The following is a 26,780-nucleotide window of genomic DNA, read 5'->3' as shown; positions in this document are numbered from 1 at the left end:
GAAATTATGACTATGTATGAAAATCTTCCAAAAAAATGCCTAACGGGTATTTTGATGTTGCTGCTGTTGCTATGTCAACAGCTGTATGCGCAACAACAGAGAACGGTCACGGGGATCGTTAAAGACGAAAAAGGCACCCCTCTGCCTGATCTCAGTGTTTTAGAGAAAGGCGTCAGCAATGCGACCAAAACGAGTGCTGATGGGAAATTTACCTTAAAACTGAAATCGGCAAATCCAACCTTGATTTTTAGTTCCCTCGGCTATGTGCGGCAAGAAAAACAGCTGCGCGATGGCGACAACACCATTCAGATTACCATGAAAGAAGATGGGACGGGGCTCGATGAGGTCGTTGTAATGGGCTATCAGGATGTGCAGCGGCGCAAAACAACGGGGGCCATCACTACCGTGAAGGGTAAGGATTTTGAAAATACCCCTTACGCCACCTTCGACGCCATGTTGCAGGGACGTGTGGCCGGTCTGACAGTATTGAGTACATCGGGCGAACCGGGTACCAATAACATCGTCAATATCCGAGGAACCAGCAACCTCGGCTTGGCCGATAATCAGCTACAGGCTCCCTTGTATGTCATCGACAATATTATTTACGATGTGAGCGATATACAGGCAGCTTACGGAAATGCAAGCCCCTTGCAGGCTATCAATCCCAACGATATCGAATCGGTCGATATCTTAAAAGATGCCTCGGCATCGGCCATCTATGGTGCCCGTGCCGCAAATGGGGTCATCATCATCAAAACCAAACGTCCGGCAGTGGGGAAACCCGAAATCAGGATCTCGGCATACAACGGGGTTTCGAGCCGTCCGGCCATGAAGCCCATCACCGTCGGAGCAGCCGAGCGTAGGCTAAAGATGAATCTGCTTTATCAGGGTGGATCGTATGACTGGTTCAACAATGGCTTGATCAGTCCGATGTTGACGGATAGTTTAAACCCTGCCTTTAACAATAATACAGATTGGCAGGGTCTTTTTCTGCAGTCGGCCAACATCAACAATGTCAATATGAGTATTGGTGCTACTATGGAGAAGTTTTTATACCGTTTCTCGGCACAGCGCTACTATGAGCAGGGTGTAATGATGGGCTATGAAAATGAAAACCTGACGCCGCGCCTCATGTTGCAGGCCAATCCGACAGACAATTTTCAGTTTGAGACCAACTTGTTCGCAGGTTTTACAAAAGCAAAACATGGCTCGGGGGACGATACCAAATATCCATTTAGTACCTGGGGCTTTCCTTCGTCGTTCTATCAGATAACGGACGTGGACGAACAGATCTATACGGGGCGCTACGATGGCATGATGGACCGCGATAACGCGATCAGCCTGAATGGTAACTTTGCCGGAACGCTGAAGAAATTTCTGATCAATGGCTTGACCCTGCGCTCGCAGTTTTCGTTCAATGTCAACAACAATACGCGCGATCTTTTTCGTCCCAAACTGCTGACAGGCAATAGAAACTATGCTCAGAATTGGGTGAACCAGAATAAACGCTGGGAATGGGAAACCTATTTTAACTACATCAAGAGCATTCGCGATACGCATAATTTTAGTGCCGTGTTGGGTACCGGTATTGAACGCAATACGTCCAATGCAAACTATATGTATGGCTATAACGACAATGGGAATTATGTAAAGACCGTAACGGGTATTCCTTCTGGACCGGATCTTTACGCCACCACTTCCATCAATGAGCGCTCGCGTGTATCGGTATTCGGTCGTTTTGGGTACGATTACAAAGACAAGTACCTGCTTTCTGCCAGTTACCGGATGGATGCTTCGTCGCGTTACAGCAAGGACAACCGCTGGGGTATTTTCCCGTCCATCTCTGCCGGCTGGGTGCTTTCGCAAGAGCCCTTTTTCCAGGGGGTGAAAAATGCAATATCCTTTTTCAAAATACGGGGTAGCTATGGTGTTACCGGACGTGATCCGGGCTCATACTACGCACGCTATACGGGGCTGACTTTTGATGCTTCATACGCTGGCTCGGTATTGGAAAATGGTATTGGTGGTTCGGTACTCTCTTATAATGGCAAGCCTACTGTAGCGCCTAATTATGGCGCGGCAGCAACCTCGCCGACGATCCGATGGGAGCGCTCGCCGCAATTTAATGCCGGTTTTGATATGAACCTCCTGCACGATCGCGTTACCGTGACTGCCGATTTTTATGTGCGCGACTCCAAACAGCTGGTTTACGATCTGAACATGCCATTGACCTCAGGATACAGCACGGTTTCCAATAATTTTATCAGTGTGAGAAACAGTGGGGTAGAAATGACGCTTATCTCACGCAATATGGCTCCGTCGTCGGAATTCCAGTGGACCACCAATTTCAATATTGCTTACAATAAAAACTATGTCACCAGCCTCCCTGGCGGTGGGCAGGAAATACAGGTGGGACCGGTATGGATGCAACGTGCACTGAACGTAGGTCAGCCTATTTTCCCGTTTAAAGTATGGGATGTGGATGGCGTATATGCGACCACTGCAGATGTACCTGTAGATCCTTTGACAGGAAAAAGACTCACGCATTTTAGGGGAAATTTATATCAGGCTGGCGATCCGCGCCGCCGGGATGTGAATGGAGATTACACCATCGACCACAACGACAAAATTGATATGGGAAATCCGAATCCTGACCTCGTGGGCGGATTTATCAACCAGTTTTCTTATAAGAATTTTAGCTTGTCCACACTCGTGAGCTTTGTGTTTGGACGCTCATTATGGAACGGTTATATGTCGGACAAATTGCAGGATGCGGGTTCATCTAACCTGTATTCGACTTGGGGTACCAATTCGGCCATTGCTGGCGATTTTAACCCCAGCGACTTCTGGATGAAAGATGGGGATCAGACCAAATACCCATCGCTGTTTCACAATACGGTCGACAATTGGCACATCGCCAACAGCACATTTGTGGAGAATGCCAGTTTTGTACGCCTCAAAAATATTCAGCTGAGCTATATGTTCCCACAGGCCATCATAAAGAAGCTTAAATTGAAAATGCTCCGCGTGTATGGGGTGGTGGATAATGTGGCTGTTAAGTCTTGGTCGACGGTGCCAGATCCTGAAGCGGTGGAAGCCAACGGTTATTCAACGGGTAACGGATATCCGATCCCTAAGAAATGGACTATAGGCCTGGATGTTACCTTTTAATCGTGTCAGTTCCATCGCATAACGGTGGCTTAAAATTAATTAGAGATGAAAAGAAAAATATTGTTTTTAGTGCTGAGTGCTTTCATGTATCTCGCTTCGGGCTGCTCCAAGTTTCTGGACATTGAGCCTGTGAGTTCGGCAACAGATGAGAACTTCTGGAAAACGCAGGAAGATGCCAATAGTGCAACCAATGCCATGTATGCGCTACTGCGGAAGGCCCTAAACCAGGGCAATGGGATGGCCTATTATGTATATGGCGATCTGCTGTCGGACGAAATATCTTCTTCGACCGATGTCGATATTAATCCGCTTGTAAACATGCAGCTCAATATATCCGTACCGGCGTTGGAAACTTGGCGGCCCGTGTATCAGCTGCGGCGCTATGATATCTTTTATCAGGTCATAGACCAGGCCAACCGCGTGATCCAAAGGTTGCCCAAGATGGACGAAAATGTTTTTAACGACGTGTCGGTACGCGATTATTACATCGGCGAAGCTTATTTTGTGCGCGCATTTGCTTATTTCTATATGGCGCGGGTATGGGGTACGGTACCCATCATAACCGAATCTGTAGCGCCGATCGATGCGGTCAATCTGCCCGCCCGCAAAGAGAGCGATGTGCTGGATCAGAGTCAGGCAGATTTAACCAAGGCACTAACGTTATTGAAATGGAGCAATATCGACCAAAATGATTTTGCAACGCGTGCAAATACGGGTGCAGCACTTGCCCTACAGGCGCACCTGAGTGCCTGGAGAGGCGAATATGCCGACTGTATCGCGGCGGCTAAAACGGTACTGGAAAGCGGCGAATATTCGTTTGTGGGACGGGACAGCCTCAACTACCGCGGTATCTATCAGGGAAAATCCAATGAAGGCATCTTCGAGATCGCCCAGAATGGTGAAAACGAAGGGACCAATAGGGGGATAGGGTACTATTCACTGGCGGGACCTTATTTTCGGAATTTTACAGATCCGATGTTAAGAATCAGTAAGGATTACCTTAAAACGCTTTTTAAAGACAGTAACGACAAGCGCTTTCAAAGTGTATTCGATGTGGCTTATAGCGGTAACTATGCACTGTGTACAAAATATGCAAATGTAAAGTACTCGGGTAACACCTCAAATTACAATGCCATATTTAAAAATAACATCATCATTTTTCGGTATTCAGACATCAAGCTGCTGATGGCGGAGGGACTGGCCGCTACAGGCAAAAACAGTGCTGCTGAAAGTATCTTGAATGAGATCCGGACGCAAGCAGGACTGCAGGTCTATAAAAACGAAGAACCGCTTAAAGAGGCCATCTTTAGCGAACGAGCGCGCGAACTGTTTTTGGAAGGCCATCGCTATTACGATCTGGTGCGGTTGTACAAGAATTTTAACATCTATAAATTTCCGGAGAGTAAAATGAACCAGGCGCAGTTTAATGCGAAGAAATACTTTTGGCCTTTTGACCCTTCGTTATTGTCGGCCAATCCTGCACTCATTCAGACACCATACTGGGGCACTGTCAATATGTAAACCACTAAACTTAAAAAAAATGAAAACCTTATATCGATTAGCGTTGCTGCTGGCTTTTGGACTGACAGTGATCGGTTGCAAGAAAGCGGCTTATCTGACGGACGACGGTCTCCATAAAGCCGAAGTCAATCTGTCTACTTACGACTACCTGGCCGCTCATCCCGCGGGGATGTTTGATACCTTGTTGCTGGTGATAGACCATTTTAAACTGAAGGATGAAATTAACAAGGCCAAAACGTTTTGGGCACCGTCGGATTATTCGGTCAATCGCTATTTTAAGCAAAAGGCAGACTCGGTAAAGTTTGTGGATGAAAATGCGCAGTATTCTTTTGACCAGTTTCTGAGCGAGATCCCAATAGATTCCGTCAGGGCATACATCTACAACGATGCGCCTTACGATCTGGCAACGGCCAGCACAGCGTATACGGCAATCAAGAATGCATCCAATATAAGTGGATTTGTCTACCATAGGCAAAAGCAACCCAAACCGCTTTGGTCTTCGGGACCCGTCTATAATTTATACTACGTCAAAATACGGGGTGAGGCGGATCAGATCAGTCCCGACGGTATCGTTACCGTAAAAGAAGATGATCAGGCCGATATGCGGATATACTGTCAGACAACAGGCATAAAAACAGCCTCGGGCACCACGCTGAATATATTGACCAATACCCATACGTTTATCGGTGATTTTACGCCACGTATCCTCACAGGGCCTAAAATCGTGGAAGCGGGTTCTACGCTCACCTTTAATTACGACCTGAGCATCAAATATGATGCAGCGGGTTATACAGGTACCACAGTAGACGTACTACTTCCCCGTTTAGCGCGCTTTTATGGCGTGGAAAGCGGAGCAATACCTGCGCTGGTAGGTAAAGATATCACCTACTACGCCGTGCAGCCCGATGGTACACTAAATGCAAACAGTACGGCCAATGCACCGGGGCACTGGTTTGACGCCACTGGCAAAACCTGCTCGTGGGGCAAAGATGCGCGCATTGTATCGGAACTGGCAACCGCAACAATGACCTTTAATATTTTGCAGTATCCGGGACAAACAACAGTGGGAAGCACCTATACGGTCCGCCAATCGCTGGTGTACAAGTCCAAAACTAAAGGCGATTTGAATGCTGTTTTTGTATTCAACATTAAGATCAAATAAATTATGAACCCAGCTAGGTTGATTCCGGAGCAATGCGGAATCAACCGGGTGGTTCTGTCACAAATGAAAAAATAAAACAGATGAAAAAACGAAGTTTTATCATAGGCATAGCGGGATTATCGGTGTTGGTATTGAATTCCTGCAAGAGTGACCAAGTCGGTTATTTAAGTGAAAATTTGCGTTATAATGTAGAGAACCTGCAGGTCAATCAGGGGGCTGTGGTATACACGGATGCCATTGTGGCCAATGGAAGCACCACGCCGCTGACCGTGAATCTGCTGGCCGTACGAAACAAGGAGACGGGCGAGTTGACCACAGAGTTTGCTAAAGAGCATGAGATATCCACCTACCTTGCCGAGGTCACCTGGCGGGATACCACCCTCGATCAATTAAATGCGAAAATTGGAAAGGCTAAATATCCACCGATGATGCTCAATGCGACGGGAGGCCGGGTAGGCTTTACACAGGCAACCCAATTTGTGACCCCGGGGCAGTACACGATCGATGTGGAAGTAAGCAATGTTGCCGGACAGAAAAAATTTAAGAATATCCTCGATTTTAATATCATCGGTGCTAAAAAGGAGGATATTTTGTTTAAGTCGTGCACAAGTTCGGACTACGGTGCCGAGGCCAATTTTTTACCCTATACAGACTATGCGATCAGCGTAGAGCACCAGCCAGAAGGGGAAAACAAAATCATCTACGTATGGGAAGATAAAAACGGCAAGGCATTCAACCCCAAGAAAGGGGAGGTCATCAAACGTGGCGACCGGCCTACATTTAAAAATTGGTCGCCTTACTATCCGGAGGAAGTTACTGATACGGGCTTGGTGTATCGCTACCCGAATGTGTCGGGCTTGGTATACCCCATCATGAATGGTACGTATGTGGGCACGCAATTTTGGTCGGGCGATCCCATTTCTTATTACCGTATTGTCGGTACGGCGAACAGTCTGGGACGTAACCTCAATCCCGTATCGACCATCAAATACTACAGAAGCGGTACCTATACCGTGCGCTTCCGTTTTTTGACCATCACACACAGTTGATCTCTACCTATAAATAGTTCAAATGATGAAAAGTATAAAATTGAATAGACTGCTGCTGACACTGTTCTCAGCACTGGTGTTAGTGTCGCTGGGATGCAGCAAAAAAGAGGTAGAACCTCCTGTCGAAGAGGAGACGACCACCCCGCCCAAGCCCGTAGGAACAGATTCGCTGATGATCTATAAGCCCAAAGAATTTGCGGGGATGGACTACAACAATAAGGACAGTAAATGGTCCTACTCGCGTAGCCGCCAGTCGGAGCATTTTATCGTCTTTTGGGAACCGAGTTATGGAAAGAATGATCCCAATGCCAGCGCTGTACCCGAAGAATATCGGGTAGATATTGATGATCTTTTGGCCAAAGCTGAGCAGTTCTACGCATTAAATGTCAATACCCTGAAGTTTGCAGAACGCAAGGTCAACCGATCGAATCTGGATAAGTATAAGATGATGATTTTTGTGCATTACACGACCGAATGGATGGCCTATGGTGGCGGTTACGACGATCTGATCGGGGCCTTGTGGATCAATCCGGCCACCTGTAAGCCAGTGGGTGCTGTCATTGCGCACGAGATCGGGCACAGTTTTCAGTACCAGGTATTTGCTGATCTGAAAGGCGACCATGGCTTTCGTTACGGCTATGGCGGAACGAGTGGGAATGGGTTTTGGGAGCAGACCGCGCAATGGCAGGCCTTTCAGACCTATCCGGATCAAGCATTCTCCGGACATGATTTTACCGTCTATACCGAAAATTACTTTCGCCATATTCACCACGAGAAATATCGCTATGCCAGCTATTTTATTCATTGGTACTGGACCAGCAAACATGGCATCGATATGATCGGCCGTATCTGGCGCGAGGCGTTAAAACCCGAAGATCCCGTGCAGGCTTACATGCGTATCACGGGTATCGATGTGAAGCAGTTCAACAATGAGATTTACGATGCGGCAACCCGCTTTGTGACCTGGGACCTGAACAGCATCAGGGATTATGGAAAAAATTATATCGGTAAGCTGACAACCAAATTTACGCGGCAGTCCAATGGAAGTCTCCGCGTCAGTTACGATCGCTGTCCGGGTACGACGGGGTATAATGTGATTCCGCTGGACGTGCCTGCCGTGGGAACCAAGGTTTCAGTGGCTTTTAAAGGCGTGCCAAATGCTGCTGGATTTAACCCGGTGGATGCCAGCCGTGCAGGATGGCGCTACGGCTATGTGGCCTTGTTGAAAGACGGCACGCGGGTATACGGTGATCGGATGGAGGGTACAGAGAATACAGCAACCTTTACTGTTCCGGCCAATTGCACCAACCTCTGGTTTGTTGTCACGGGTGCTCCATCGGTTTACCAGCCGCATGCCTGGGATGATAACGACAGCAATGATGAGCAATGGCCTTACGAAATAAAAATTCAGGGCACAAACGCTACCGGATACAATGCGGTGAGCAGTCAGCCCAAAGATATCGCACTCAGTTATGATGTCAGCTTTGCTGCCGATGCGAAGAACTACTCGGGTACACAAGTAAGCGTCAACGCCGCTCAGCTGGGCGAAGCCTTTGGCATAGCTTCGGCAGACCTGGCGGGTTTGATGAGCAGCGGCAAAATTAAATTCTATGCGGTAGAGCCAAATGGAAGTTTAAATCCCAACATGACGGCTACGGGCTACGGGCATTGGTTTACGCCTGCCGGCGCTGTCACCACATGGGGGGCCACGGCGGGTTTGTTTTCGGAATTTAATGCCAGTACGCTGACGTTCTCGATCGGACAATATCCGGCGGTGCTGGCGGCAGGAAAGAAATATACCGTTAAGCAGGCCATGGTATATACCTACGAGGGTACGAAAACCGTGCAGGCCACCTTCACATTTAATGTGACTATCAATTAAGAGTATGTTAAAACCACGAGATCAGGTGGTGGTTCATATGTTTATGTTTAGTTTAAGCCACGTCGGGAGATGTGGCTTTTTTCGCAGCCCATGAATTCCTAATGGGAGAATTTGTAATTTGTCAATTTTAATGTAAGTTTGATCTGAGGTTCTGAATAACAGATGTATTGCTACGCAGATTTATCGGATAAAGAGTTGATTGCGCTTGTTTTAGAAAAAGATGAACAAGCGTTTGGCGCCCTATATGAGCGATATTTTCCGCTGTTATTTATTTATGCCCGCAAAATCATAGCCGATGAAGAGGTGGTGAAGGATCTTCTTCAGGACGTATTTGTGTCCCTCTGGTCAAAGACTCCGTTAGCAATAAATAGGAGTTTTTCTTCTTACATCTATGCGGCTGTGCGGTTCCAGCTATTTGACTACATGGACAAGCAGAAAGTGAGAAAGGGCTATGCCGATGCACTACAATATTTTTTGGATCAGGGCGAATACTCGACCGACAACTACCTCCTCGAAAAAGAACTGCAACAGCAGATCGAAAAAGAAATCTTAAATCTTCCACCTAAGATGCGGGAGATATTTATCCTGAGCCGTCAGGAAGAAAAAAGCTATGAAGAAATTGCAAAACAACGAAATGTTTCACTAAATACGGTTCGCAAGCAGGTGAGTAATGCCTTGAAAATCATGCGTTCAAAATTAACCTCACTGTTTTTTACTTTTTTTTAAATTTCATCTACTACTTTTTTCCGCGTTAACCTACCTATAACAAAACAATGTACTAACCTTTGTTATCATGGAGAGTAAAAACGCAAAAGAAATTCTTGAACGTTACCGTTTGGGCACCTGTTCTGAAGAAGAGAAATCATGGGTAGAAACCTGGCATCTTCAACAGCTCAGGGCTAGCCGATATACAGTCGATCCGGAGGATTTAAAGCGTGTCCAAGACGAGGTGAAAAGCAGAATAGAAGCCGATATCTACACTAATATCAAACGGATACGAAGGAAGAATCAGCTGTTTAAAATAAGTGCAGTTGCAGCGTCTTTAATCTTAGTATTGGGTGTTAGCTATTTCTCTAGTAGACAGTCGAATAAGGCCCCTATAGCGCAACATGTGGCTCAACAGATTGATATTCAGCCGGGAGGTAATAAAGCTGTTTTGTTGAGCGGTGACGGGAGCGCTATCCAGTTAAGTGAACATCGGAATACCATTATCGTGGGGACACAGATCAGGTATGCTGACGGTCCAGAATTGCTTCAGGGTGACCCTACTTCTTCCTTATCCGAAGCGCCCACAGTTCGTACCCTACAAACCCCCAAGACGGGAACATACAATATCGTACTGGCAGACGGTACCAAGGTATGGCTTAATGCCTATTCCTCCTTAAAATTCCCGTCCAGATTTGAGGGCAAGGAGCGCGTGGTGGAATTGACTGGTGAAGCCTATTTTGAAGTCGCCCACAATAAAAAACAACCCTTTAAAGTACGCAGTCAACAGCAAACCATAGAGGTACTGGGGACACATTTCAATCTATCTGCTTACTCATCCGAAGCCACCGTAACCACACTTTTAGAAGGTGCTGTTAAAGTAAATAATGTTGATGATAGCAAGTCGATTTTGCTAAAGCCTGGTCAACAAAGTACCGTTAAGGAAGATACGAAACAGATCCAGCTTGCCCAGAGCAATACCGAGCATGCGGTAGCCTGGAAGAATGGCTACTTTAATTTCGATAATGAAACCTTAGGCAGCATCCTCAATAAGATAGCGCGCTGGTACGATGTGGAATTTACCTATGAAAAGACGCCGTCCAATAAGACTTATATTGGGGCCGTATCCCGAGCACGCAACCTTTCCGCCGTACTCCGTGCATTGGAGGCCGTCGCTGATGTTAAATTTAAACGAACGGGACGAAAAATCACCGTCACCCCCTAGATCAACAGAATAATAACTAAACCTATCGAAAAACCAACATCATGAAACACCCGCCCTAGTGAAAAACTAAAAATTGGGTCACAAAAAAAACCGAATGTGCTGCGAACACATCCGGTCGATTTTTGGGTCCCAATCATTAATTCCAACAACTAACAATAGCATCTAACCCAAATTACTCAAATGTATGAATTTTTACCTTGAAAAATGGAGGGGGACTCCTGTCTATATCCTCTATAAAACGCTCGTCGTGATGAAACTTATTTTTGTGCTGCTGACAGTTGGCCTGTGTCAGGTATATGCAAGTGGCTTTGCTCAGAAAATAACGCTAAAGGAAAAAAATGCTTCTTTAGAACTTATCATCAATAAAATCCGTCAACAAAGTGGTTACGATTTTATTGGCGATGCTGCACTAATCAAAAAAGTCAATGGTCTCAGCCTCACCGTAAAAGACGCGCCGCTGGTGGACGTCCTAAATCAGCTCTTCAAAAATACCAACATTACGTATCGAATTGATACCGATATTATTGCATTGAAACCAAAGGCTGAAAGTATAGCCGCTAATCAGCAAATCGTCATCAGCGGCAGAGTGGTCAATGAGCGGGGTGAAAGTCTATCGGATGCCTCTGTGCGCGTAATCCACAGCGAGGTGATGACCAAAACGGATAAAGATGGCTCATTCAGCCTACGGGTATCCGATAAGGATGCAATGATTTTGGTTTCTTACGTGGGTTATGAACCCCTCACGCTCAAAGCCAAAGAATCCATGGGGCTAATCCAGCTTACGGCAAGTTTGTCAACACTGGAAGGTGTCGATATCACGGTGAGTACAGGTTATCAGACGATTTCGAAAGAGCGTGCTACAGGAGCCTTTAGCCAGGTCGGGCAATCGGTATTGGCCAAGCGTCCTGCATCCAACCTTTCCAGTGCACTGCAAGGTACAGTAGCGGGTATGCAAGCCAAGGAAAATGAAGACGGTAGTGTAGACTTTCTGATCCGGGGCAATAGCACCCTATATGCCGATAGTAAACCACTGGTCGTGGTCGACGGCTTCCCGATATCGAGTAGCAACTTCTCGGATATCAATCCCAATGACGTCGAATCTGTCACTGTACTGAAAGACGCCGCTGCGGCATCCATCTGGGGTGCACGTGCCGCCAATGGCGTTATTGTTATTGTTACCAAAAAAGCTAAAACCGACAATAAACTTATCATCCAGGGGAGTGCATTTTCTAGGATAGCCCGAAGACCAGACCTAAATTACATCCTTACACAAGCCAATTCGGCCGATCATGTTGCCTACGAACGTAAGGCGTATGAAAACAACTGGGCCTTTTATCCCTATGCGAATTCGTTTGGTGACATAGCGAACTCATTGACATTAGCGCAGGAAGCATTATATGCCAATCAATACGGTAAAATGTCTACAGCCGACATGAACGCCGAGCTAGACCGATTGAGCAAGATTGATAATCGCGGGCAGCTTCGGGATTTGCTGACGCAAAATGCCCTGCTGAATCAATACAATATCAATCTGCAGGCCGGCAATCAGCGTGTACGGAACTACACCTCTGTTCTCTATGAAAAAAACAAAGGTGCCTTTCAGAAAAACGGTTATGACCGGTTTAATTTGAATTTCAACAATGATTTTAAGATAACCTCGTTTTTGCAGTTTAACTTAGGCGCCAACCTACAATATAAAAAACAGCAATACGGAGGCGCTACCCTTGAGGAGATCGCGCAATTATCGCCTTATGAACTGCTCTTGAACGAAGATGGTAGTTATGGGGTCAATCTAAAAACCTACAACCGTGAACAGCTTAGTCTGATTCCGACCGAAAAATTCACTTATGCCGACTGGTCGTACAACTTATTGCGGGAAGTGCGTGGCCGAGAGTTTACTGACGAACGCATCAATGCCCGTATACAGACCGGACTTAACCTCAAGATCATTCCTGGGCTTACCTTCGATACCAAATTCCAATACGAGCGTAATAAGATAGACCGGGAGCGTATGTATGATGAGAGTACCTTCTATGTACGCAGTCTGGTGAATAAAAAAACGCAGTATGACGATGATACAAAGACCGTAGGTAAAGCTTATATCCCCAAAGGCGGAATTTTGAGACGTGGCATTAGACAATATGAAGATGGCTCCAATGACGAGGAATTGGGGGCGGAGGATATACAAAGTTTTGTCTTTAGGAACCAATTGAACTTTGACCGGACGTTCGGTTCCGATCATCAGATCTCGGCCATTGCCGGTATTGAAGTGTCGCAATACTTGACTAACGGAACCATCAATCCGACCGTGTACGGCTATTACAAAGACAAGCTTCAGGCGACTACACCACCTTACGGCTATGGTAGTTCGGTAGATCAATTTACCGATTTTGAAGGTTACCCGACTACGATTCCAGGAGGTAATACAACGTTTAAGTGGCAAAAAAACAAATTTGTGTCACTCTACGGAAATGCAGCTTACACCTACCTGAGCCGCTATACGGTGTCTGGAAGTATACGAAGTGATGCCTCGAATTTCATCACGGACGATCCCAAACTACGGTGGTCACCATTATGGTCAATAGGAGCTAAATGGAATGTCGCGAAGGAAAAATTTATGACTTCGCAAGAAGGTATAGACCGACTTGAAATGCGCCTGACCTATGGTAAAAATGGGAATATGGAAAATTCTACCTCCACAGCGACATTACTCAATGTAGGTGGCAGTCTAAATACATCAACAGGCACCATTACCGCAACCATTGCTGATAATGGTAATCCTAGCCTACGTTGGGAAAAGACAGCGTCAACCAACCTTGGAGCCGACTTCTCCCTCTATAAGGGCCTGCTATTTGGTTCGTTGGATCTATACCGCAAAAAGGGCTCTGGAATCATTGGGCAGATCGCATTGCCTACAGCAACTGGAACGCAAATCCAAAAATTCAATAATGCCGAAATCACCAATAAAGGGTTCGAAATTGCACTGGGTACCCGTGTCGAAATAAGCAAAAACATACTTTATCAGACGAATATCAATTATGCTTTTAACGCAAATAATATAGACCAGCTCTATAACCCCTCATTGTATACTTACCAAATGATCAATGGGGCTTTTGTTGAAGGCCGCCCCGTAGGTTCTATTTATGCTTTTGACTACGTCGGTATGATCAATGGTGTACCGCATGTCGCCGGACCGAACAATAGTCAGCAGAGCTTCAATGATGTGTCGTTGTACAATCGAGGTTTGGGACTTCCATTCCTGCATTATATGGGTACTAGCGTACCACCACATACACTGGGCTGGACCAATACTTTACAACTCGGTGACTTTAACATCATGTGTATCCTATTGGGCAAGATGGGTGGTGTGTACCGTAATCCTGTATTTAACTATGCAGCACTCGTAGGGTCTGATAAGACTTTTGTCAACAAATACGTGAATGAAGTGCTGGCGGGGAATCCTAATATTCCAGGATTTGCACTTCCTGATGAGCCTAACCTCTACCTTTGGGATCGCTACAGTGAGGCGCTAAGCAGCCAGGTGGAAAAGTCGTCCTATATCGAGTTGAAAGAACTCAGTTTTGGATACAAGTTGTCTAACCGGTGGACAGAAGCCATCCGATTAAACCATGTCAACCTATTTGTACAGGCACGTGACCTTGGCCTCATCTGGCGTGCCAATGCTAAAGGGTACAATCCCGATTGGCTACCAGGTACGATGCGACCTGCACAGAGCTATACATTCGGTATTAATTTTCAATTTTAATAACAGAAAAACATGAGAGTGTTCCTATATATCGGGTTTGCCGCTGCCATACTGACGACCGCAAGCTGCAAAAAATACCTATCCGAAGAGCCCAAGAAACAGGCTAGTATCAAAACCGTGGAGCAGTTAGAAGCTTTGGTCAATAATGCCACCGAGTTTTCGAAAGAAACTAACTTTACGGCTACCTATTCGACCGACGATACGGAGATCAGCAAGGAGCTGTATAAAAACAACGTCACGGCTTTTACAGTCAATAGTCTTCAGCGTTATGTATCCGCTACAGCGGGTATTGAAAACCTCGCTACTGACGAGCTGTGGACTGGAGAGTTCAAAAAGATTTTCACCGCAAATGTCATTTTAAAAAACATCGACCTGGTTAGCGGTGATGAAGCCAGTCGCCAAAGGGTTAAAGCGGATGCCCATTTTATCCGCGCGATGTCTTATTGGATCCTAGTCAATAATTATTGTGCGCCTTATGCTGCGGCGAATATGAATAGTTTAGGACTGCCGTTAAAGCGTACCGTCGATTACGAAGAGTCGCTAAAACGGGCCACACTTCAGGAAACTTACGATTTCATTCTGGCAGATATCGAAGCAGCAAAGAAAGTGGCTGAAGCCGATGTCGACCCTAGAAAGACCTGGCGGGTGAGCCAGAAAGCTATTTCAGCTTTCATGAGCCGGTACTATTTATTTACGGGAGACTACGATAAGAGCTTAGCCGAATCAAACAAGGCGCTGGAGTCGGCTACCGTAAGTTTAGTGGACTATAATACCATACTTCCGGGGAGAAGCGTCTCCTACAGCAATCCAGCGGCAACGCTCCGGTACAGCCAATTAAACGACTGGAATGCCGCAAAATATCTCTATTGGAGCGAGCTTTACTACAGCCGTTATCAATATACCGGTGAACAATGGTATTTGCCGAGTAGCGCACTGGTAGCGCTGTACGATCAGACCAACGACCTCCGTTACAAGCATCTGATGATTCCTAATGGCGGCCGACGTTTCAATGTCGTGACACCAGCTGCGTATCGGTACACCATGTTTACCGACGGGAGCATCTTAGTTTCAGGCCCAACGAGAGCCGAGATGCTTCTTAATAAAGCCGAGGCGCTGGCCCGCCAGGGAGATGTTCAGAATGCCTTATTGGCGGTCAATACCCTACGTCAAAAACGGATGTCCACCTATAGTGCACTTACGGCAGCTAACAAGGATGAAGCGATTAAACAGGTGCTGGCTGAAAGACGGCGTGAACTTCCTTTTGTGATGCGATGGTACGATATACGCCGATTTAGTGTCAACGACTATGCTGCGGATAATATTACCGTAAAGAGAGACTTTTACCAAGTCAATAGAACAGGAGTCGACCTCTCTACACCTAAAATTTACACCTTAGAAAGTAAGCATTTGGTCGTACCGATCAACGGTGTGGAGATCGATGCCAGCAAGGGGCAGATCCAGCAGAATCCTTATTAAAACGCGAAATACGATTATACATTACGTCATGAAAATCAGAAATATAGTAATCACAATAAGCCTGTTGATAGCGGGCTGCCTATATAGCTTCGGACAGCGCAAAACCTTTACAGTCACTTCCAAAATTGCCGACCTGAAGGACAGTACCTACAACATGACCATCTGGAATGGGATCTCAGATGTCGTCTTTAAAAAGGGCAGCACTAAAAATGGACAGATATATTATCAGGATACCACTTCCGTCCCCTTAATCATACGCCTAACGCTTCCGACCGAATCGCTTTATAAGCGTGTCGACCGAGGGTACATTCCCGTTAAGAGCCAATCCATCTGGTTTGTCGCCATGCCGGGCGGTAAAATATTACTGAAAGGAAAGCTGTCCGATTTTGCTGAAGTATATCCGAGTGGGGATAAAGAAAATGATGTCATCAGTAAACTCAATAAGGGCTATCACCCCTTGTTGAATAGATCGGCAAATATTGAACTGAAATTGGCAAAAGATACGGTAGAAGAAGCGCTCAAAAAACGTCTTGAAGCCGAACAAGAACGGATCGATTCCGAAGCCGAAAAATACTTGAAGGACTTTTTAAAGAAGAATATTTCGTCAATAGCTGGCCTGTATTACCTGGAAGATATGCTGATCAGGGAGATTGTGACGATCGATACGGTGGAGGCGCTATTACCTACCGTAGCGAAGGCGTACCAAAGCTCTCCGTTCTATACCATTTTAAAGAACCGTGTAGCGGGAAGTAAATATGATGTAGGCAAGTCCATATTCCAGATAAACACGAGGAATACATATGACGGACAGGTGTTTGACTCCAACAGCTGGAAAGGTAAATTTTACCTCATCGATTTTTGGGGCTCATGGTGTGGTCCATGTATGGCCGATGTGCCCGATCTGAAAAAATTGAGAGACAGCTATCCCGATCAACTGCGTGTACTGGGCATTGCGTCCGACAAAAATGACAGCTGGCGAAAAGCCATCGAACAGCACAACCTCAACTGGGCGCATATATTGAACGACAAAGGAAGCAACAATTATGTACTGCGTCTGAATGTCACTGGATTTCCAACAAAGATTCTCGTGGATCCTAACGGAACCATTGTGTACCGAAGTACCGGCGGCGGAGAAACCTCCTTTGAAAAGATAAGCGAAATTATCAAAAACTGGAAATAAAAGCCAATAATGAAAACGCCTGAACCTAGCAATTCAGGCGTTTATTTATTACATTCGCATAGCTAAAAGGGATTCATGCAAATCGTTCCATATACACCGGACTTCAGAGAAGATTGTCTTGCAATCTTCCACAGTAACCTGCCTAAATTTTTTGCTGCGGACGAACTGGAACTGTTTGACAAGTTTTTGGATGAGGTCATTCCAGCTGATTATTACGTCGTTTTAATTGATGGCCGGCCTGTTGCCTGCGGTGGGATATTTTTTGATAAAAGAAATAATGAAGCTGGATTGGCTTGGGGTATGGTCAGTGTTTTATACCATAGGAAAGGGATTGGTAAGCTATTGACAGCGTTTAGAATAGCTCTTTTAAAGAAAAGGTATCCCGACAAAATGCTAAAAATTGAGACGTCTCAGCATACGGCGGGCTTTTATGAAAAAAATGGCTTTTCCATTGTTGATATTTTGCCGGATGGCTTTGGTAAGGGAATCGATAAGTATACCATGGAGATGGCTCCCAAAACAGGAAATTAAAGGTGTAGCAATACAGGAGCAAGCTAGTAATACCACTCAAAAGCGAGCGCCGCTCGTCGTGGCTTTTTGCCGTTCGTCACGCCGATCTTACCGTTCGAATAAATTAGTTAGGTAAATGCAATTCGGGCAATACATTCGTATCAAATCAAGAAATACGAATAATGACCACAAAATTTATTTATATGCAGTTTGCCGCAGTGCTCTTTGCTTGCGGTGCGGCGTATGGAGAAACCAATTTTTGTTTACAGGATACAAGCGCTATTAAGTCAATACGGCTCAGCGAGGTTGAAGTGTCGCGACGGGTAAATCCCCTTAAAATTGCTCCCGGCAAGCTGACTTATCAGGTGACCAAAGGGAGTGCAGGTTCTTCGGGGAGTGCGCTGGAGCTGCTGCGCAGGATGCCCGGAGTGAGTATTTTAGCCAATGGTACGATCAGTTTAAATGGGCAAGCCGGCATTCAGCTGCTGGTGGATGGAAAGACAAATTTTATGAATGGCGAAAATCTGATCAATTTTCTAGCCTCCATGCCCGCTTCATCGCTTGATGTGGTCGAACTTATTACACAGCCAGATGCTACCCTGGATGCCAACGGTGAAGCCCGGTTTATCAATCTAAAACAAGCCATTCGTAAGGCCAATGGCCTAAGTGTATCGGTAGCAACCAATGCCGAACAGGGGAAATATAGCCGGACTTATCAAAATATCGCCGTGACCGCCAATACGTCCAAGTGGACAACGTCACATACGTATTCGTATGGGGAAGGTACCGAATTGATTGATGTCAATTCCACCCGGTATATCAGCCGAGGGACGGAAATGGGCAGCAATGCCTTACGATTGGATATGGATGCCATAAGAAAAAGAAAGTACCACAATCATTATTACAACGGCACGCTCGACTATACGCCCAATGACAACGTGAAAATAGGGGGCTACGTATTGATCAACAATCATGAGCGGACCAAACAGGAAGCTGTCCGTTCTCAATTTTTTTACAGCGCTTCACAACCAGATTCCAGCATAGCAACCACGAATATCTTAAAGCATACCTTTAAGAATTTTAGCACAGGCGCACATGTAACGCTCCAGCTCGCTACCGGTTCCAAATGGGAAAATTATGTTGACCGGCAGCAGTTTAGACAAGCGGAAACCCAAGATCAAGTGCTGGATAAATTTGGTGCTGACGGATCAGCAATAGCCTCCCAGCAGCAGCTGCGCGGTGAGACGGGGGGGAAGGTTACGATTACAACCATACAATCGAAATACCTGCTTGACATCCGACCAAATGTGGCGGCTTCCTTTGGAGGAAAATTGACGCAGGTGGACATGAATACCCGTTCATTATTTCAACAGGCAGCTGATAAGCATTGGCAAGTGCGCCCCGAGCTGAGCAATGCATTCGGTCATAAAGAGCAGCTGAAAGCGCTTTTCATGCAAATGCGGTACAACCCATCGGACGCTTTTCAGATCGATCTAGGACTACGTTTTGAGGATGCCGCCTTTAAGAGCACTACAGCACATAAGCCAGATACAGCTTTTACCGTGCAAAGGTCCTATAGCAATTTCTTTCCCAATCTCACACTCACCTATGCACTGGATGCAGCGCAAAAGCTTTCCGTCAATTACCATAGGCGGGTCAATCGTCCAAATTTCAAAGACCTGAGTCCTTTTGTGGAGGTCAACGACCCCTATTTGTACGAGCGGGGAAATCCAACGTTGAAACCCGAATTTGCCAACAACATGGAGCTTACCTGGTTGTTTAAAAATTCGTATTCACTGCAGCTCCGCTATAGCCAGCGGCAAAATGCGATCAGCAAGAGCTACAACCTGGACGAACACGGGCGGACTATTGTGATGCCGATGAACCTGAAACATGCATCGGCGGTGGGGCTGCGGTTTAATGCCGCCAATATTTCTCCCGTCAAAAAGTGGAACATCCAGCTGAATGGAAACCTGATGTACAGCAGTTTTGAATGGCTTGCAGGAAACGATATGCAGCAAAATAGGCGGCTTGTCCCTTCTTTGCAAGTGCAGCATACTATCAGTCTGCCTTTTAAATTCAGTTTAGACCTCAACGGTTTCTGGAATGGCGCTACTGCCGAGGGGCAGGCTACCATTGCTTCCCTGTGGTCTATGAATACCGGAGTACGCAAAACCTTCTTGCAAGATAAATTAACTTTGTATATTTATGGCAATGACCTTTTCCGGACAAACAGGCCTCAAATAACCTTTAGCAGTGACGCTATGGAAGGCAGCTACCGGGAGTTGTACGACAGTAGATCCGTGGGGATCAATCTTTCCTACCGATTACACCGCGGAAAGAAAGATAATCTAAAAAGCGAGCGTGGCAACGACCGTTTAGAAGAAGGTAACCGGATTAATTATTGATATTATGAGAGCGAGCATTGCAAAACTAAGTGTAAATCCCATACCTTATCTAGGCCCGGCGCTTTGGGGAATCGCTTCTTTCAATATTCTTCGTGTGGTGACGGATTTAACGAAGAAAAATGAGTTTTGGTCTGGCGGTGTTAAGATCCATTCGGTCGGGCTGCTCATCTCGGTGATTTTTTGTTATGTGATCACCTTCCTGTGGCGGCGGCGCCTGGGCAGAATATTTGCTGCGAAGCCTACCGTTACAACCAATGTAACGGTAGAGTATATCGTTGCCGTGGTGCAGATAATGGGCCTGTTGAATCCAACCGTGTATGTGTCGGAGCGCCTCGGCTGGGTATATATGGGTGACGGTTATATTGATTATATCTTGGTCAATGCGATTTATGTACCGCTCTTTCTGCTGTACTATATGTTTTTGCGGAACGAGCGCAGCGACAGGAATATGGCCGAAAATCGCATCTACGTTGAACAGATTAAAGCGGATAAGTTAGATGCCGAATTGCAGTTGCTGAAAAGTCAATATCATCCACATTTCCTGTTCAATGCACTCAATACGGTTTATTTTCAGATTGACGAATCCAATACAACAGCAAAAAAAAGTGTTGAGCAGCTTTCGGAACTGTTGCGGTACCAGATTTACACGATGGATGAGGAGGTCTCCATGGAGCACGAACTTGCATTTCTGACATCGTATATAGCGTTTCAGCAGCAGCGGCTGACGGCTAGATTGCATGTGCATACCGACATTGCAAAGGATTGGACAGGTGTCCGTATCTATCCTTTACTGTTTCAGCCTTTAATAGAGAATGCCTTTAAATATGTGCGAGGAGCATACGAGATCGCGATTTGCCTCAAGCGTGAAGGAACTAAAATCTATTTCAGTATTTCAAACAGTTTGTCTGGGGCAGCTGCTGATGCGTCAGCAATTCCGCGGACCGAGCGAACGGAATCGGGGGCTGGACTTTCCAACCTGAAAAAGAGGTTGGCACTGCGCTATCCGCAGCGGCATACCTTGCACACGCATACCGATGGAACGTGTTTTTTGGCAGAATTAATACTAGATTTATAAGTGATGATGATGGAAATCAAATGTGCTATCGTAGACGACGAGCCTTTTGCGCGTAAGGGAATTGCATCTTATATAGCGAAAATAGATTTTTTGAAGCTTGTTGTGGAATGCGAAGATGCGATTGAATTGAGCCAATATCTGCGCTCGCATCCCCTTGATCTGATCTTTCTCGATATCGAGATGCCCGAGATATCGGGTTTGGATTATATAGCGAGCTTAAGCAATCCGCCGAAGATTATCGTGGTGTCGGCCTACGAAAAGTATGCTTTGCGCGGTTATGAATTGGAAGTAGTCGATTATCTGTTAAAGCCTGTACCTTTTGAACGCTTTTTTAAGGCGGCCAATCGGGCATTCGATGTACTCTGCAACGCTGCTCCTTCAGCGGGGCTGTTGGCAAATCCACAGGAGGCGCATATCTTTCTGAAGGTGGACAAACAATTAAAAAAGATTTTTATTCAGGATATCTTGTTTGTACAGAGTATGGGTAACTACGTGGTTGTGCATACCTCAGGTACACGTGAAGTCACCTATTGCAGCCTACAGCAAATGATAAACATGCTGCCAGCACAGCACTTTATTGCTTGCCACCGATCCTACCTGGTCAATAGGAATAAGATAGCAATCATAGAAGGGAATCAGTTACATGTGGGGGAATATAAAATTCCGATCGCCCGAAATTTAAGGGAGGACGTGATGACATCGATCTTAAATCGCAGTTGAGTGCGTACGTCTTATTCAGCAAAGAATATTGAGCCAGATGATACGCGTATTTTCTTTTCCAAAGGTCTAGTAGAAGTCCATTTTATCCTTATTTTTGGCCCAAATATTTAAATGTTAAGATGGAAGAATTTACGCTGAGGCTATACAGATTAAGAACATATCTAGTGATAGAAGTGTTGGTTTGTTTGATTATGATTTCGGGCATGTATTATTGGTATACACTTCCAAGTGGAGAATTTAACATGTATTCACTATTTGGAGATAATTTGTTCAGCGTAACTTTTGGAATGTTGTTGCTGATGGTTGAGATTGTATTGTTCTTATATGTCATGAACCTCAGCTCCAATTTGATTGCGCTGCTTTTATTACGCAAGTTTAAGATTGTGAAACAAAATGCTGTAATCGCTATTCAGGATGAAAAAACAGATTTTGTTCAAAACATAGAACTAAATTCAGTAAAGCATGTCAACCTTAAGGTTGCCGACGGCTTTCTACGACTTTATTTTTATTCTGAAAAAGGAAATATAAACGGATATGTTTTGGCGCTTCCATTTTATTTTTCTAAATTTTTGGAAAGAAAAAAGATCAAGGAAATACAAAAAACATTGACGAAGATATTTGGTTCAAAACTTAAAGTAGTTTAGTAGGTCCTTTAACGACTTAACTATAGCGATGTTGTTCTTTACATCCTAAAGAATGCCCAAGTTTGAAATATGTATTTTTCATAAAATACCTTCATCAAGTCCATAACAACACCTTTAAAATAGAAATAGTATGAATGCTTGGAAATTAATTGGTGCCGTGCTGATTTGCTTACTGATCTTTTTTATGATTAAAAATCAGTCTGTTGATTTCCTGAAAAAAAGTGATCAATTGGCCGTGTTTGATCAGCTACCAACCTTAAAACAGGAATGTGCAGTAGATCTTATCGGATTTAGCATGCGGGGTGAATTTTTTGATGTAATACAATATAAGGCCGAAAATATTCTATTAAAGAAAGATATAAAACCCATTTCAAAATGGGGAAATAGAACTATTGCCGGCGATGCAAAAATTGGTCAGTGGAAAGAGTGCCCTATTGACGATGAAACCAAAGCGTTATTTTCACTGGAACTGGATAGTGCTAATTTCGAAAATAGCTGTTTTCAGGAATTGAATAGAAAGCTCAGCCAACCGGGAAATTTTTATGCCTATATCTATGCTGATTCTGGAGGAAGCTATTTTATGTTGTATACTCCTAAAAGCAATAAACTTGTATACATCAGAAGAAATGGAGTTTAGACAAAACTCAATGATAGGGGATGCGCCTGAATACTGCTTTTAATTTATCGATTGTGATCTTCAGCGATGATTTCGTCGATTTTATTATATATTCGCTGTATCGGTTTCTATACCGTGCTGTTGCTGCCCGGTAATCCAAGCATAATTATGGAAAGTCAGCACAATAAACATCGTAATAAATAAACTTCCGTAACCTAGCATTATGAAAATATTTCTACTTTTAAATATTGCCTTATTAGGTGTTATATCTTCATGTCAATCTGTTGAAAATGTGAAGATTCAATATGTTTTAATACTTCTATTAGAGAGATAGAGCATGATTATTTTGTCAAACTAGATTTTGAATCAAAAATAGATACGATTTTAAATCTCGATGACAGAATGTTTAGTATCGGATGTCCTGATTATCTAGAAAACTATGAACTTTTTTATAAATCGAGGAATTCAGATGTATTAAAACATAGTCAGATTGTTGTTGAAAATACAGATAATCAAATTAGGCTATTGTCAAGACAGTTTATTCCAGAAGGAGAGCAAGTGATACTTGAACTTCCAAACTGTGCATTTTTGGAGGAATTCAAATTGGCATTGAAAAAGGACAGTATTATTTCGTATGGATTTACTGTAGGAAAGGACGATTTGAGAGTTTCGACCGCAGATAGGAAGGTAAAATTGCACCTATATCTAAAAAATATGGGAAATGGGAGAATTATAACGTCAAGCAATTGGATCGAAATAGATTCTTATCGTTCTGAATAACTTGATAACATATTATATTTAAAAGGATTAAGCATGTTCAAATTTTATCAAACCATAGTGAGTATAATTCTATTGAGTGTTTTCTTTTCTTCTTGTGACTTCATCGCTGCTGGAAGTAATTTGATGGCCGAACGGTATGAATTTGATGTAACACAGGATTCTCTTATTAAAAAGATAACGGCTTATAATAACATGACTCTCCAGGATTCATTATTTAAAATTAGTGTAAACAGTCCGTATTTTTACAAAGGTTATGTCAATGATGAGAAAAATAATGATATCTACTGGGTATTAATTCCGGTTCCAGCGGATTCTCCAACCGAATTATTGCTTCTTTCTGTGGAAAATAAACAATCGGGAGAAAGAATACTTGTTAACAACAAACCTGAAAATAAAGCGGAGATCCGTGATAGAAAAATTGCTATAGGAAACTTCAAAAATAGGGTATTGGATAATCTAGGATTGCGGTACAAACATACCGGTAACGCGATGGACAAGGTTTACTAAATAAAGGTCTTATGAACAATGAAGAATTAATTTCGTCAACTATTTTTTGGAAAAAACATCCAGAAATTGGGTATTACTATTACAATGAAGAATACGACAAGCTCATTCTATTGCGTATAAATAATTTTCCTGAAGAGCCACTTTTTACATTAATCAATGGGCTTGACATCACAGATCTGGAAGATAAACCGATTGGATGGAATTTGGAAAGGCATTAATCCAAGCATAATTATGGAAAGTTAGGACAATAAACATCGTAAGAAATAAACTTCCGTAACATAGCATTATGAAAATATGTTTAAAAATGGGCAATCAGAAATGAAAAAAACGAAACAGATTCTACATTGGTTATTCGCCAGCATGATAAGTTGCCTGTTGCTTATATCAAGCTGCAATGGACCTGTTGTTGAAAATCAAAAGATGGACCGCGCATTTACGACAGACAGTCCTTATACTAAAGTTATCTTTGAAGATGGACTTATCCAAGATGACAAATTTAGCTTTTCAACTTTTCAACAAAATATATTTGATTACAATGCTGTTGCAAAGGTCCATGATAAACTATTAGATAGTGCCGAATGGAACAAGTTGTATAAAACGATAGTAAATAAATATCGAACCCAGGGAGATACCGTTAATTACGATGACAATAAAATGTACCCTTATGGAGACTATAAAATTTACCTGATTACTTCTAAAGACGATATCTTATTGATTAATAATGATAACGATTTTTTTTATAAAAGCGAAAACGGCATCGTTAAGTTTCGGGATAAGGATTTAGGGGATAAAATCAGATCGCTGATTGACTATTACAATTATTTTGAGAAGATCGACCGGATCTATTTATCCGGAAATTCAGCATTTTTGGATAAACATAAATATAAGGCCATAAAAAAAACACCAAGTCCACCATCCATGTATTATGAAGTCGACGTAAAATATGAGTAAGAACGAATGGGCTTGCGATCAGGAGTATGTTGGGATGATCAAACAAAAGTTCCAATATTATGTATTTATGTTGGTCTTTCTTATGCTGGGTTGTTACCAAGATCCTAAATTTGATAATACGGTAATGCGAGAATTTCAGCAATGTAAGACAAATAATGGATGCGTTCTGGATATGGATAAAGCCTTTGATTTTAATTGGGACACCGTCTATTATTTTAGTGGAAAGTATTCTTTAGATGAAATAAATGAAATTTTAGGTTTTGAATTGAGGAGCTATACAGATGTTGGTGCCCGATTTATTTTTGTTTGTAAGGGCAGGGATGTCTATTCTTATGAGTGGTTTCCGTCTCCTGGAAATTTGAATGAAGGTGTATATCTGCTAACAGATTTGGACTTTTTCAAGATGGATCGCCATAACGCGAAATTTAGCATTGAAAAAATTGATCATAAAATTTTTGTTGAGCATTCTCCTTTTAGGAATGCAAGGGCCGAATTGTTGAAAAAAAAATAAGAACTATACTTAAGGTTATGAAATTTAAAGTTCGATTTCCAGCTCCTTATCAAGTTATCGATGTATATGATGATAACCTTGATGTCAACATTATTTTAGAGAATGATGAGGTTTATTTTGGAACATTGTTTACGTTGACTAATATCGATAAACTGATGGAGAAAAATCGTGAAATTTATTTTTGGTCTACAGATATGCTTATTGTAAAAGAGCTCTCTCGTCGGGAAATTTATGCAGCTCTCCAAGCGGTATTAAATGAAGGATGTTTTAACTCTGTTTTCAGTAAAATAGGTGTGGTCAGGGATTTTTATTCGCATTTGGAGTGGAAAGATTTTTCGGATGTAGTATCAGAGATAAAATAGTGATACATTGATTGAAATTAATGATGCAACACCCAACGCTGTTAGAGAAGCTTTCGTATTTACTTCGGGTGGTTTTATAATATGAGTATAAAAAAAAATTTATCTGATTCAATAATGTTAGATGTTTGGAATGATAAAAAATTATACGTTTTTGAATTTGAACTTCATCGAATAGGTTTTTCAGAAGTTGAGGAGAATGTGGGCTTTGATACTATACCTAACAAAATACTTTTGAATTCAGATATGCTGAGGCTTGTATTGATGAGTATTGTTTAAATCATTTTAATTTATCAATAAATTACTTGAATCGCACACTTAATCCATTTACGGTATGGTAAGGACAATTTATTTTTATATATTTTTCTTTTTAATAGTTTCCTGTTCTGTTCGTCGGCAACTGCCGACATTGCAACTGAAAGAAAATGATAGTGAAAGACTTTTGTTAAATGGGTATTATTATACTAAAGTAGATAGCGTTTTTTTTGATGTTATTTTCCTGTATAAAAACGGAATAGTCTATCAAGGCGGGAACCCTGATATTGTAATCTCACCCTAACTA

General features: G+C 43.5%; 22 protein-coding genes. All 22 read left to right on the top strand.

Annotated elements, in window-relative coordinates; translation table 11 throughout:
- Positions 1 to 12 precede the first annotated feature (12 nt).
- Positions 13 to 3,171 carry a SusC/RagA family TonB-linked outer membrane protein gene (locus B2107_RS10525; RefSeq protein ID WP_293955588.1) on the top strand — a complete coding sequence of 1,053 codons (3,159 nt, stop codon included), beginning with the start codon at positions 13 to 15 and terminating at the stop codon, positions 3,169 to 3,171.
- Between the two features lie 45 nt (positions 3,172 to 3,216).
- Positions 3,217 to 4,692: a RagB/SusD family nutrient uptake outer membrane protein gene (locus tag B2107_RS10520; RefSeq protein WP_293955587.1), complete on the top strand. Its 1,476-nt coding sequence runs from the start codon at positions 3,217 to 3,219 to the stop codon at positions 4,690 to 4,692.
- A gap of 19 nt (positions 4,693 to 4,711) precedes the next feature.
- Positions 4,712 to 5,854, top strand: a complete 1,143-nt coding sequence (locus B2107_RS10515) for a DUF4859 domain-containing protein (protein WP_293955586.1) — start codon at positions 4,712 to 4,714, stop codon at positions 5,852 to 5,854.
- Between the two features lie 80 nt (positions 5,855 to 5,934).
- The gene (locus tag B2107_RS10510; RefSeq protein WP_293955585.1) at positions 5,935 to 6,903 is read left to right on the top strand and encodes a hypothetical protein; all 969 of its coding nucleotides are present in this window, start codon (positions 5,935 to 5,937) and stop codon (positions 6,901 to 6,903) included.
- A 22-nt stretch (positions 6,904 to 6,925) separates the two neighbouring features.
- Positions 6,926 to 8,785 (top strand): DUF4859 domain-containing protein, encoded by a 1,860-nt coding sequence (locus tag B2107_RS10505; protein ID WP_293955584.1) that lies wholly within the window; start codon positions 6,926 to 6,928, stop codon positions 8,783 to 8,785.
- A gap of 162 nt (positions 8,786 to 8,947) precedes the next feature.
- Positions 8,948 to 9,511: an RNA polymerase sigma factor gene (locus B2107_RS10500; protein WP_293955583.1), complete on the top strand. Its 564-nt coding sequence runs from the start codon at positions 8,948 to 8,950 to the stop codon at positions 9,509 to 9,511.
- Positions 9,512 to 9,578: 67 nt separating this feature from the next.
- Positions 9,579 to 10,715 (top strand): FecR family protein, encoded by a 1,137-nt coding sequence (locus B2107_RS10495; RefSeq protein ID WP_293955582.1) that lies wholly within the window; start codon positions 9,579 to 9,581, stop codon positions 10,713 to 10,715.
- 184 nt (positions 10,716 to 10,899) lie between these two features.
- Positions 10,900 to 14,481 carry a SusC/RagA family TonB-linked outer membrane protein gene (locus tag B2107_RS10490; protein ID WP_293955581.1) on the top strand — a complete coding sequence of 1,194 codons (3,582 nt, stop codon included), beginning with the start codon at positions 10,900 to 10,902 and terminating at the stop codon, positions 14,479 to 14,481.
- Positions 14,482 to 14,493: 12 nt separating this feature from the next.
- Positions 14,494 to 15,957 (top strand): RagB/SusD family nutrient uptake outer membrane protein, encoded by a 1,464-nt coding sequence (locus tag B2107_RS10485; RefSeq protein WP_293955580.1) that lies wholly within the window; start codon positions 14,494 to 14,496, stop codon positions 15,955 to 15,957.
- Positions 15,958 to 15,985: 28 nt separating this feature from the next.
- The gene (locus B2107_RS10480; RefSeq protein ID WP_293955579.1) at positions 15,986 to 17,137 is read left to right on the top strand and encodes a thioredoxin-like domain-containing protein; all 1,152 of its coding nucleotides are present in this window, start codon (positions 15,986 to 15,988) and stop codon (positions 17,135 to 17,137) included.
- A 75-nt stretch (positions 17,138 to 17,212) separates the two neighbouring features.
- Entirely contained in the window at positions 17,213 to 17,668 is a 456-nt protein-coding gene (locus B2107_RS10475) for a GNAT family N-acetyltransferase (RefSeq protein ID WP_293955578.1), read from the top strand.
- Positions 17,669 to 17,850: 182 nt separating this feature from the next.
- On the top strand, positions 17,851 to 20,055 hold the full coding sequence (locus B2107_RS10470) for a TonB-dependent receptor domain-containing protein (protein ID WP_293955577.1): 2,205 nt from the start codon (positions 17,851 to 17,853) through the stop codon (positions 20,053 to 20,055).
- Positions 20,056 to 20,059: 4 nt separating this feature from the next.
- Positions 20,060 to 21,130, top strand: coding sequence for a sensor histidine kinase (locus B2107_RS10465; protein ID WP_293955576.1), 1,071 nt, complete (start codon positions 20,060 to 20,062; stop codon positions 21,128 to 21,130).
- A gap of 3 nt (positions 21,131 to 21,133) precedes the next feature.
- The gene (locus B2107_RS10460; protein ID WP_293955575.1) at positions 21,134 to 21,850 is read left to right on the top strand and encodes a LytR/AlgR family response regulator transcription factor; all 717 of its coding nucleotides are present in this window, start codon (positions 21,134 to 21,136) and stop codon (positions 21,848 to 21,850) included.
- 119 nt (positions 21,851 to 21,969) lie between these two features.
- Positions 21,970 to 22,494, top strand: coding sequence for a hypothetical protein (locus B2107_RS10455; RefSeq protein WP_293955574.1), 525 nt, complete (start codon positions 21,970 to 21,972; stop codon positions 22,492 to 22,494).
- A 130-nt stretch (positions 22,495 to 22,624) separates the two neighbouring features.
- Positions 22,625 to 23,131, top strand: a complete 507-nt coding sequence (locus B2107_RS10450) for a hypothetical protein (protein WP_293955573.1) — start codon at positions 22,625 to 22,627, stop codon at positions 23,129 to 23,131.
- 381 nt (positions 23,132 to 23,512) lie between these two features.
- Positions 23,513 to 23,890 (top strand): hypothetical protein, encoded by a 378-nt coding sequence (locus B2107_RS10445; protein ID WP_293955572.1) that lies wholly within the window; start codon positions 23,513 to 23,515, stop codon positions 23,888 to 23,890.
- A 33-nt stretch (positions 23,891 to 23,923) separates the two neighbouring features.
- The gene (locus tag B2107_RS10440) at positions 23,924 to 24,397 is read left to right on the top strand and encodes a hypothetical protein (protein ID WP_293955571.1); all 474 of its coding nucleotides are present in this window, start codon (positions 23,924 to 23,926) and stop codon (positions 24,395 to 24,397) included.
- A gap of 11 nt (positions 24,398 to 24,408) precedes the next feature.
- Positions 24,409 to 24,615 carry a hypothetical protein gene (locus tag B2107_RS10435; RefSeq protein WP_293955570.1) on the top strand — a complete coding sequence of 69 codons (207 nt, stop codon included), beginning with the start codon at positions 24,409 to 24,411 and terminating at the stop codon, positions 24,613 to 24,615.
- Between the two features lie 100 nt (positions 24,616 to 24,715).
- Positions 24,716 to 25,348: a hypothetical protein gene (locus B2107_RS10430; RefSeq protein WP_293955569.1), complete on the top strand. Its 633-nt coding sequence runs from the start codon at positions 24,716 to 24,718 to the stop codon at positions 25,346 to 25,348.
- Positions 25,341 to 25,859, top strand: coding sequence for a hypothetical protein (locus B2107_RS10425; protein WP_293955568.1), 519 nt, complete (start codon positions 25,341 to 25,343; stop codon positions 25,857 to 25,859). Before B2107_RS10430 ends, B2107_RS10425 begins: the two co-directional genes overlap by 8 nt.
- 17 nt (positions 25,860 to 25,876) lie before the next feature.
- Positions 25,877 to 26,221, top strand: a complete 345-nt coding sequence (locus B2107_RS10420; RefSeq protein ID WP_293955567.1) for a hypothetical protein — start codon at positions 25,877 to 25,879, stop codon at positions 26,219 to 26,221.
- The last annotated feature ends 559 nt before the right edge of the window (positions 26,222 to 26,780 follow it).

The organism is Sphingobacterium sp. UBA7855, assembly GCA_002500745.1.
Lineage (GTDB): Bacteria > Bacteroidota > Bacteroidia > Sphingobacteriales > Sphingobacteriaceae > Sphingobacterium.
This window is presented reverse-complemented; position numbering and strand designations above follow the sequence as displayed.

Coding starts and splice junctions, on each gene's coding strand:
- B2107_RS10525 (WP_293955588.1), top strand. CDS start 13: ATGTATGAAAATCTTCCAAAAAAATGCCTAACGGGTATTTTGATGTTG.
- B2107_RS10520 (WP_293955587.1), top strand. CDS start 3,217: ATGAAAAGAAAAATATTGTTTTTAGTGCTGAGTGCTTTCATGTATCTC.
- B2107_RS10515 (WP_293955586.1), top strand. CDS start 4,712: ATGAAAACCTTATATCGATTAGCGTTGCTGCTGGCTTTTGGACTGACA.
- B2107_RS10510 (WP_293955585.1), top strand. CDS start 5,935: ATGAAAAAACGAAGTTTTATCATAGGCATAGCGGGATTATCGGTGTTG.
- B2107_RS10505 (WP_293955584.1), top strand. CDS start 6,926: ATGATGAAAAGTATAAAATTGAATAGACTGCTGCTGACACTGTTCTCA.
- B2107_RS10500 (WP_293955583.1), top strand. CDS start 8,948: ATGTATTGCTACGCAGATTTATCGGATAAAGAGTTGATTGCGCTTGTT.
- B2107_RS10495 (WP_293955582.1), top strand. CDS start 9,579: ATGGAGAGTAAAAACGCAAAAGAAATTCTTGAACGTTACCGTTTGGGC.
- B2107_RS10490 (WP_293955581.1), top strand. CDS start 10,900: ATGAATTTTTACCTTGAAAAATGGAGGGGGACTCCTGTCTATATCCTC.
- B2107_RS10485 (WP_293955580.1), top strand. CDS start 14,494: ATGAGAGTGTTCCTATATATCGGGTTTGCCGCTGCCATACTGACGACC.
- B2107_RS10480 (WP_293955579.1), top strand. CDS start 15,986: ATGAAAATCAGAAATATAGTAATCACAATAAGCCTGTTGATAGCGGGC.
- B2107_RS10475 (WP_293955578.1), top strand. CDS start 17,213: ATGCAAATCGTTCCATATACACCGGACTTCAGAGAAGATTGTCTTGCA.
- B2107_RS10470 (WP_293955577.1), top strand. CDS start 17,851: ATGCAGTTTGCCGCAGTGCTCTTTGCTTGCGGTGCGGCGTATGGAGAA.
- B2107_RS10465 (WP_293955576.1), top strand. CDS start 20,060: ATGAGAGCGAGCATTGCAAAACTAAGTGTAAATCCCATACCTTATCTA.
- B2107_RS10460 (WP_293955575.1), top strand. CDS start 21,134: ATGATGATGGAAATCAAATGTGCTATCGTAGACGACGAGCCTTTTGCG.
- B2107_RS10455 (WP_293955574.1), top strand. CDS start 21,970: ATGGAAGAATTTACGCTGAGGCTATACAGATTAAGAACATATCTAGTG.
- B2107_RS10450 (WP_293955573.1), top strand. CDS start 22,625: ATGAATGCTTGGAAATTAATTGGTGCCGTGCTGATTTGCTTACTGATC.
- B2107_RS10445 (WP_293955572.1), top strand. CDS start 23,513: ATGTTTAGTATCGGATGTCCTGATTATCTAGAAAACTATGAACTTTTT.
- B2107_RS10440 (WP_293955571.1), top strand. CDS start 23,924: ATGTTCAAATTTTATCAAACCATAGTGAGTATAATTCTATTGAGTGTT.
- B2107_RS10435 (WP_293955570.1), top strand. CDS start 24,409: ATGAACAATGAAGAATTAATTTCGTCAACTATTTTTTGGAAAAAACAT.
- B2107_RS10430 (WP_293955569.1), top strand. CDS start 24,716: ATGAAAAAAACGAAACAGATTCTACATTGGTTATTCGCCAGCATGATA.
- B2107_RS10425 (WP_293955568.1), top strand. CDS start 25,341: ATGAGTAAGAACGAATGGGCTTGCGATCAGGAGTATGTTGGGATGATC.
- B2107_RS10420 (WP_293955567.1), top strand. CDS start 25,877: ATGAAATTTAAAGTTCGATTTCCAGCTCCTTATCAAGTTATCGATGTA.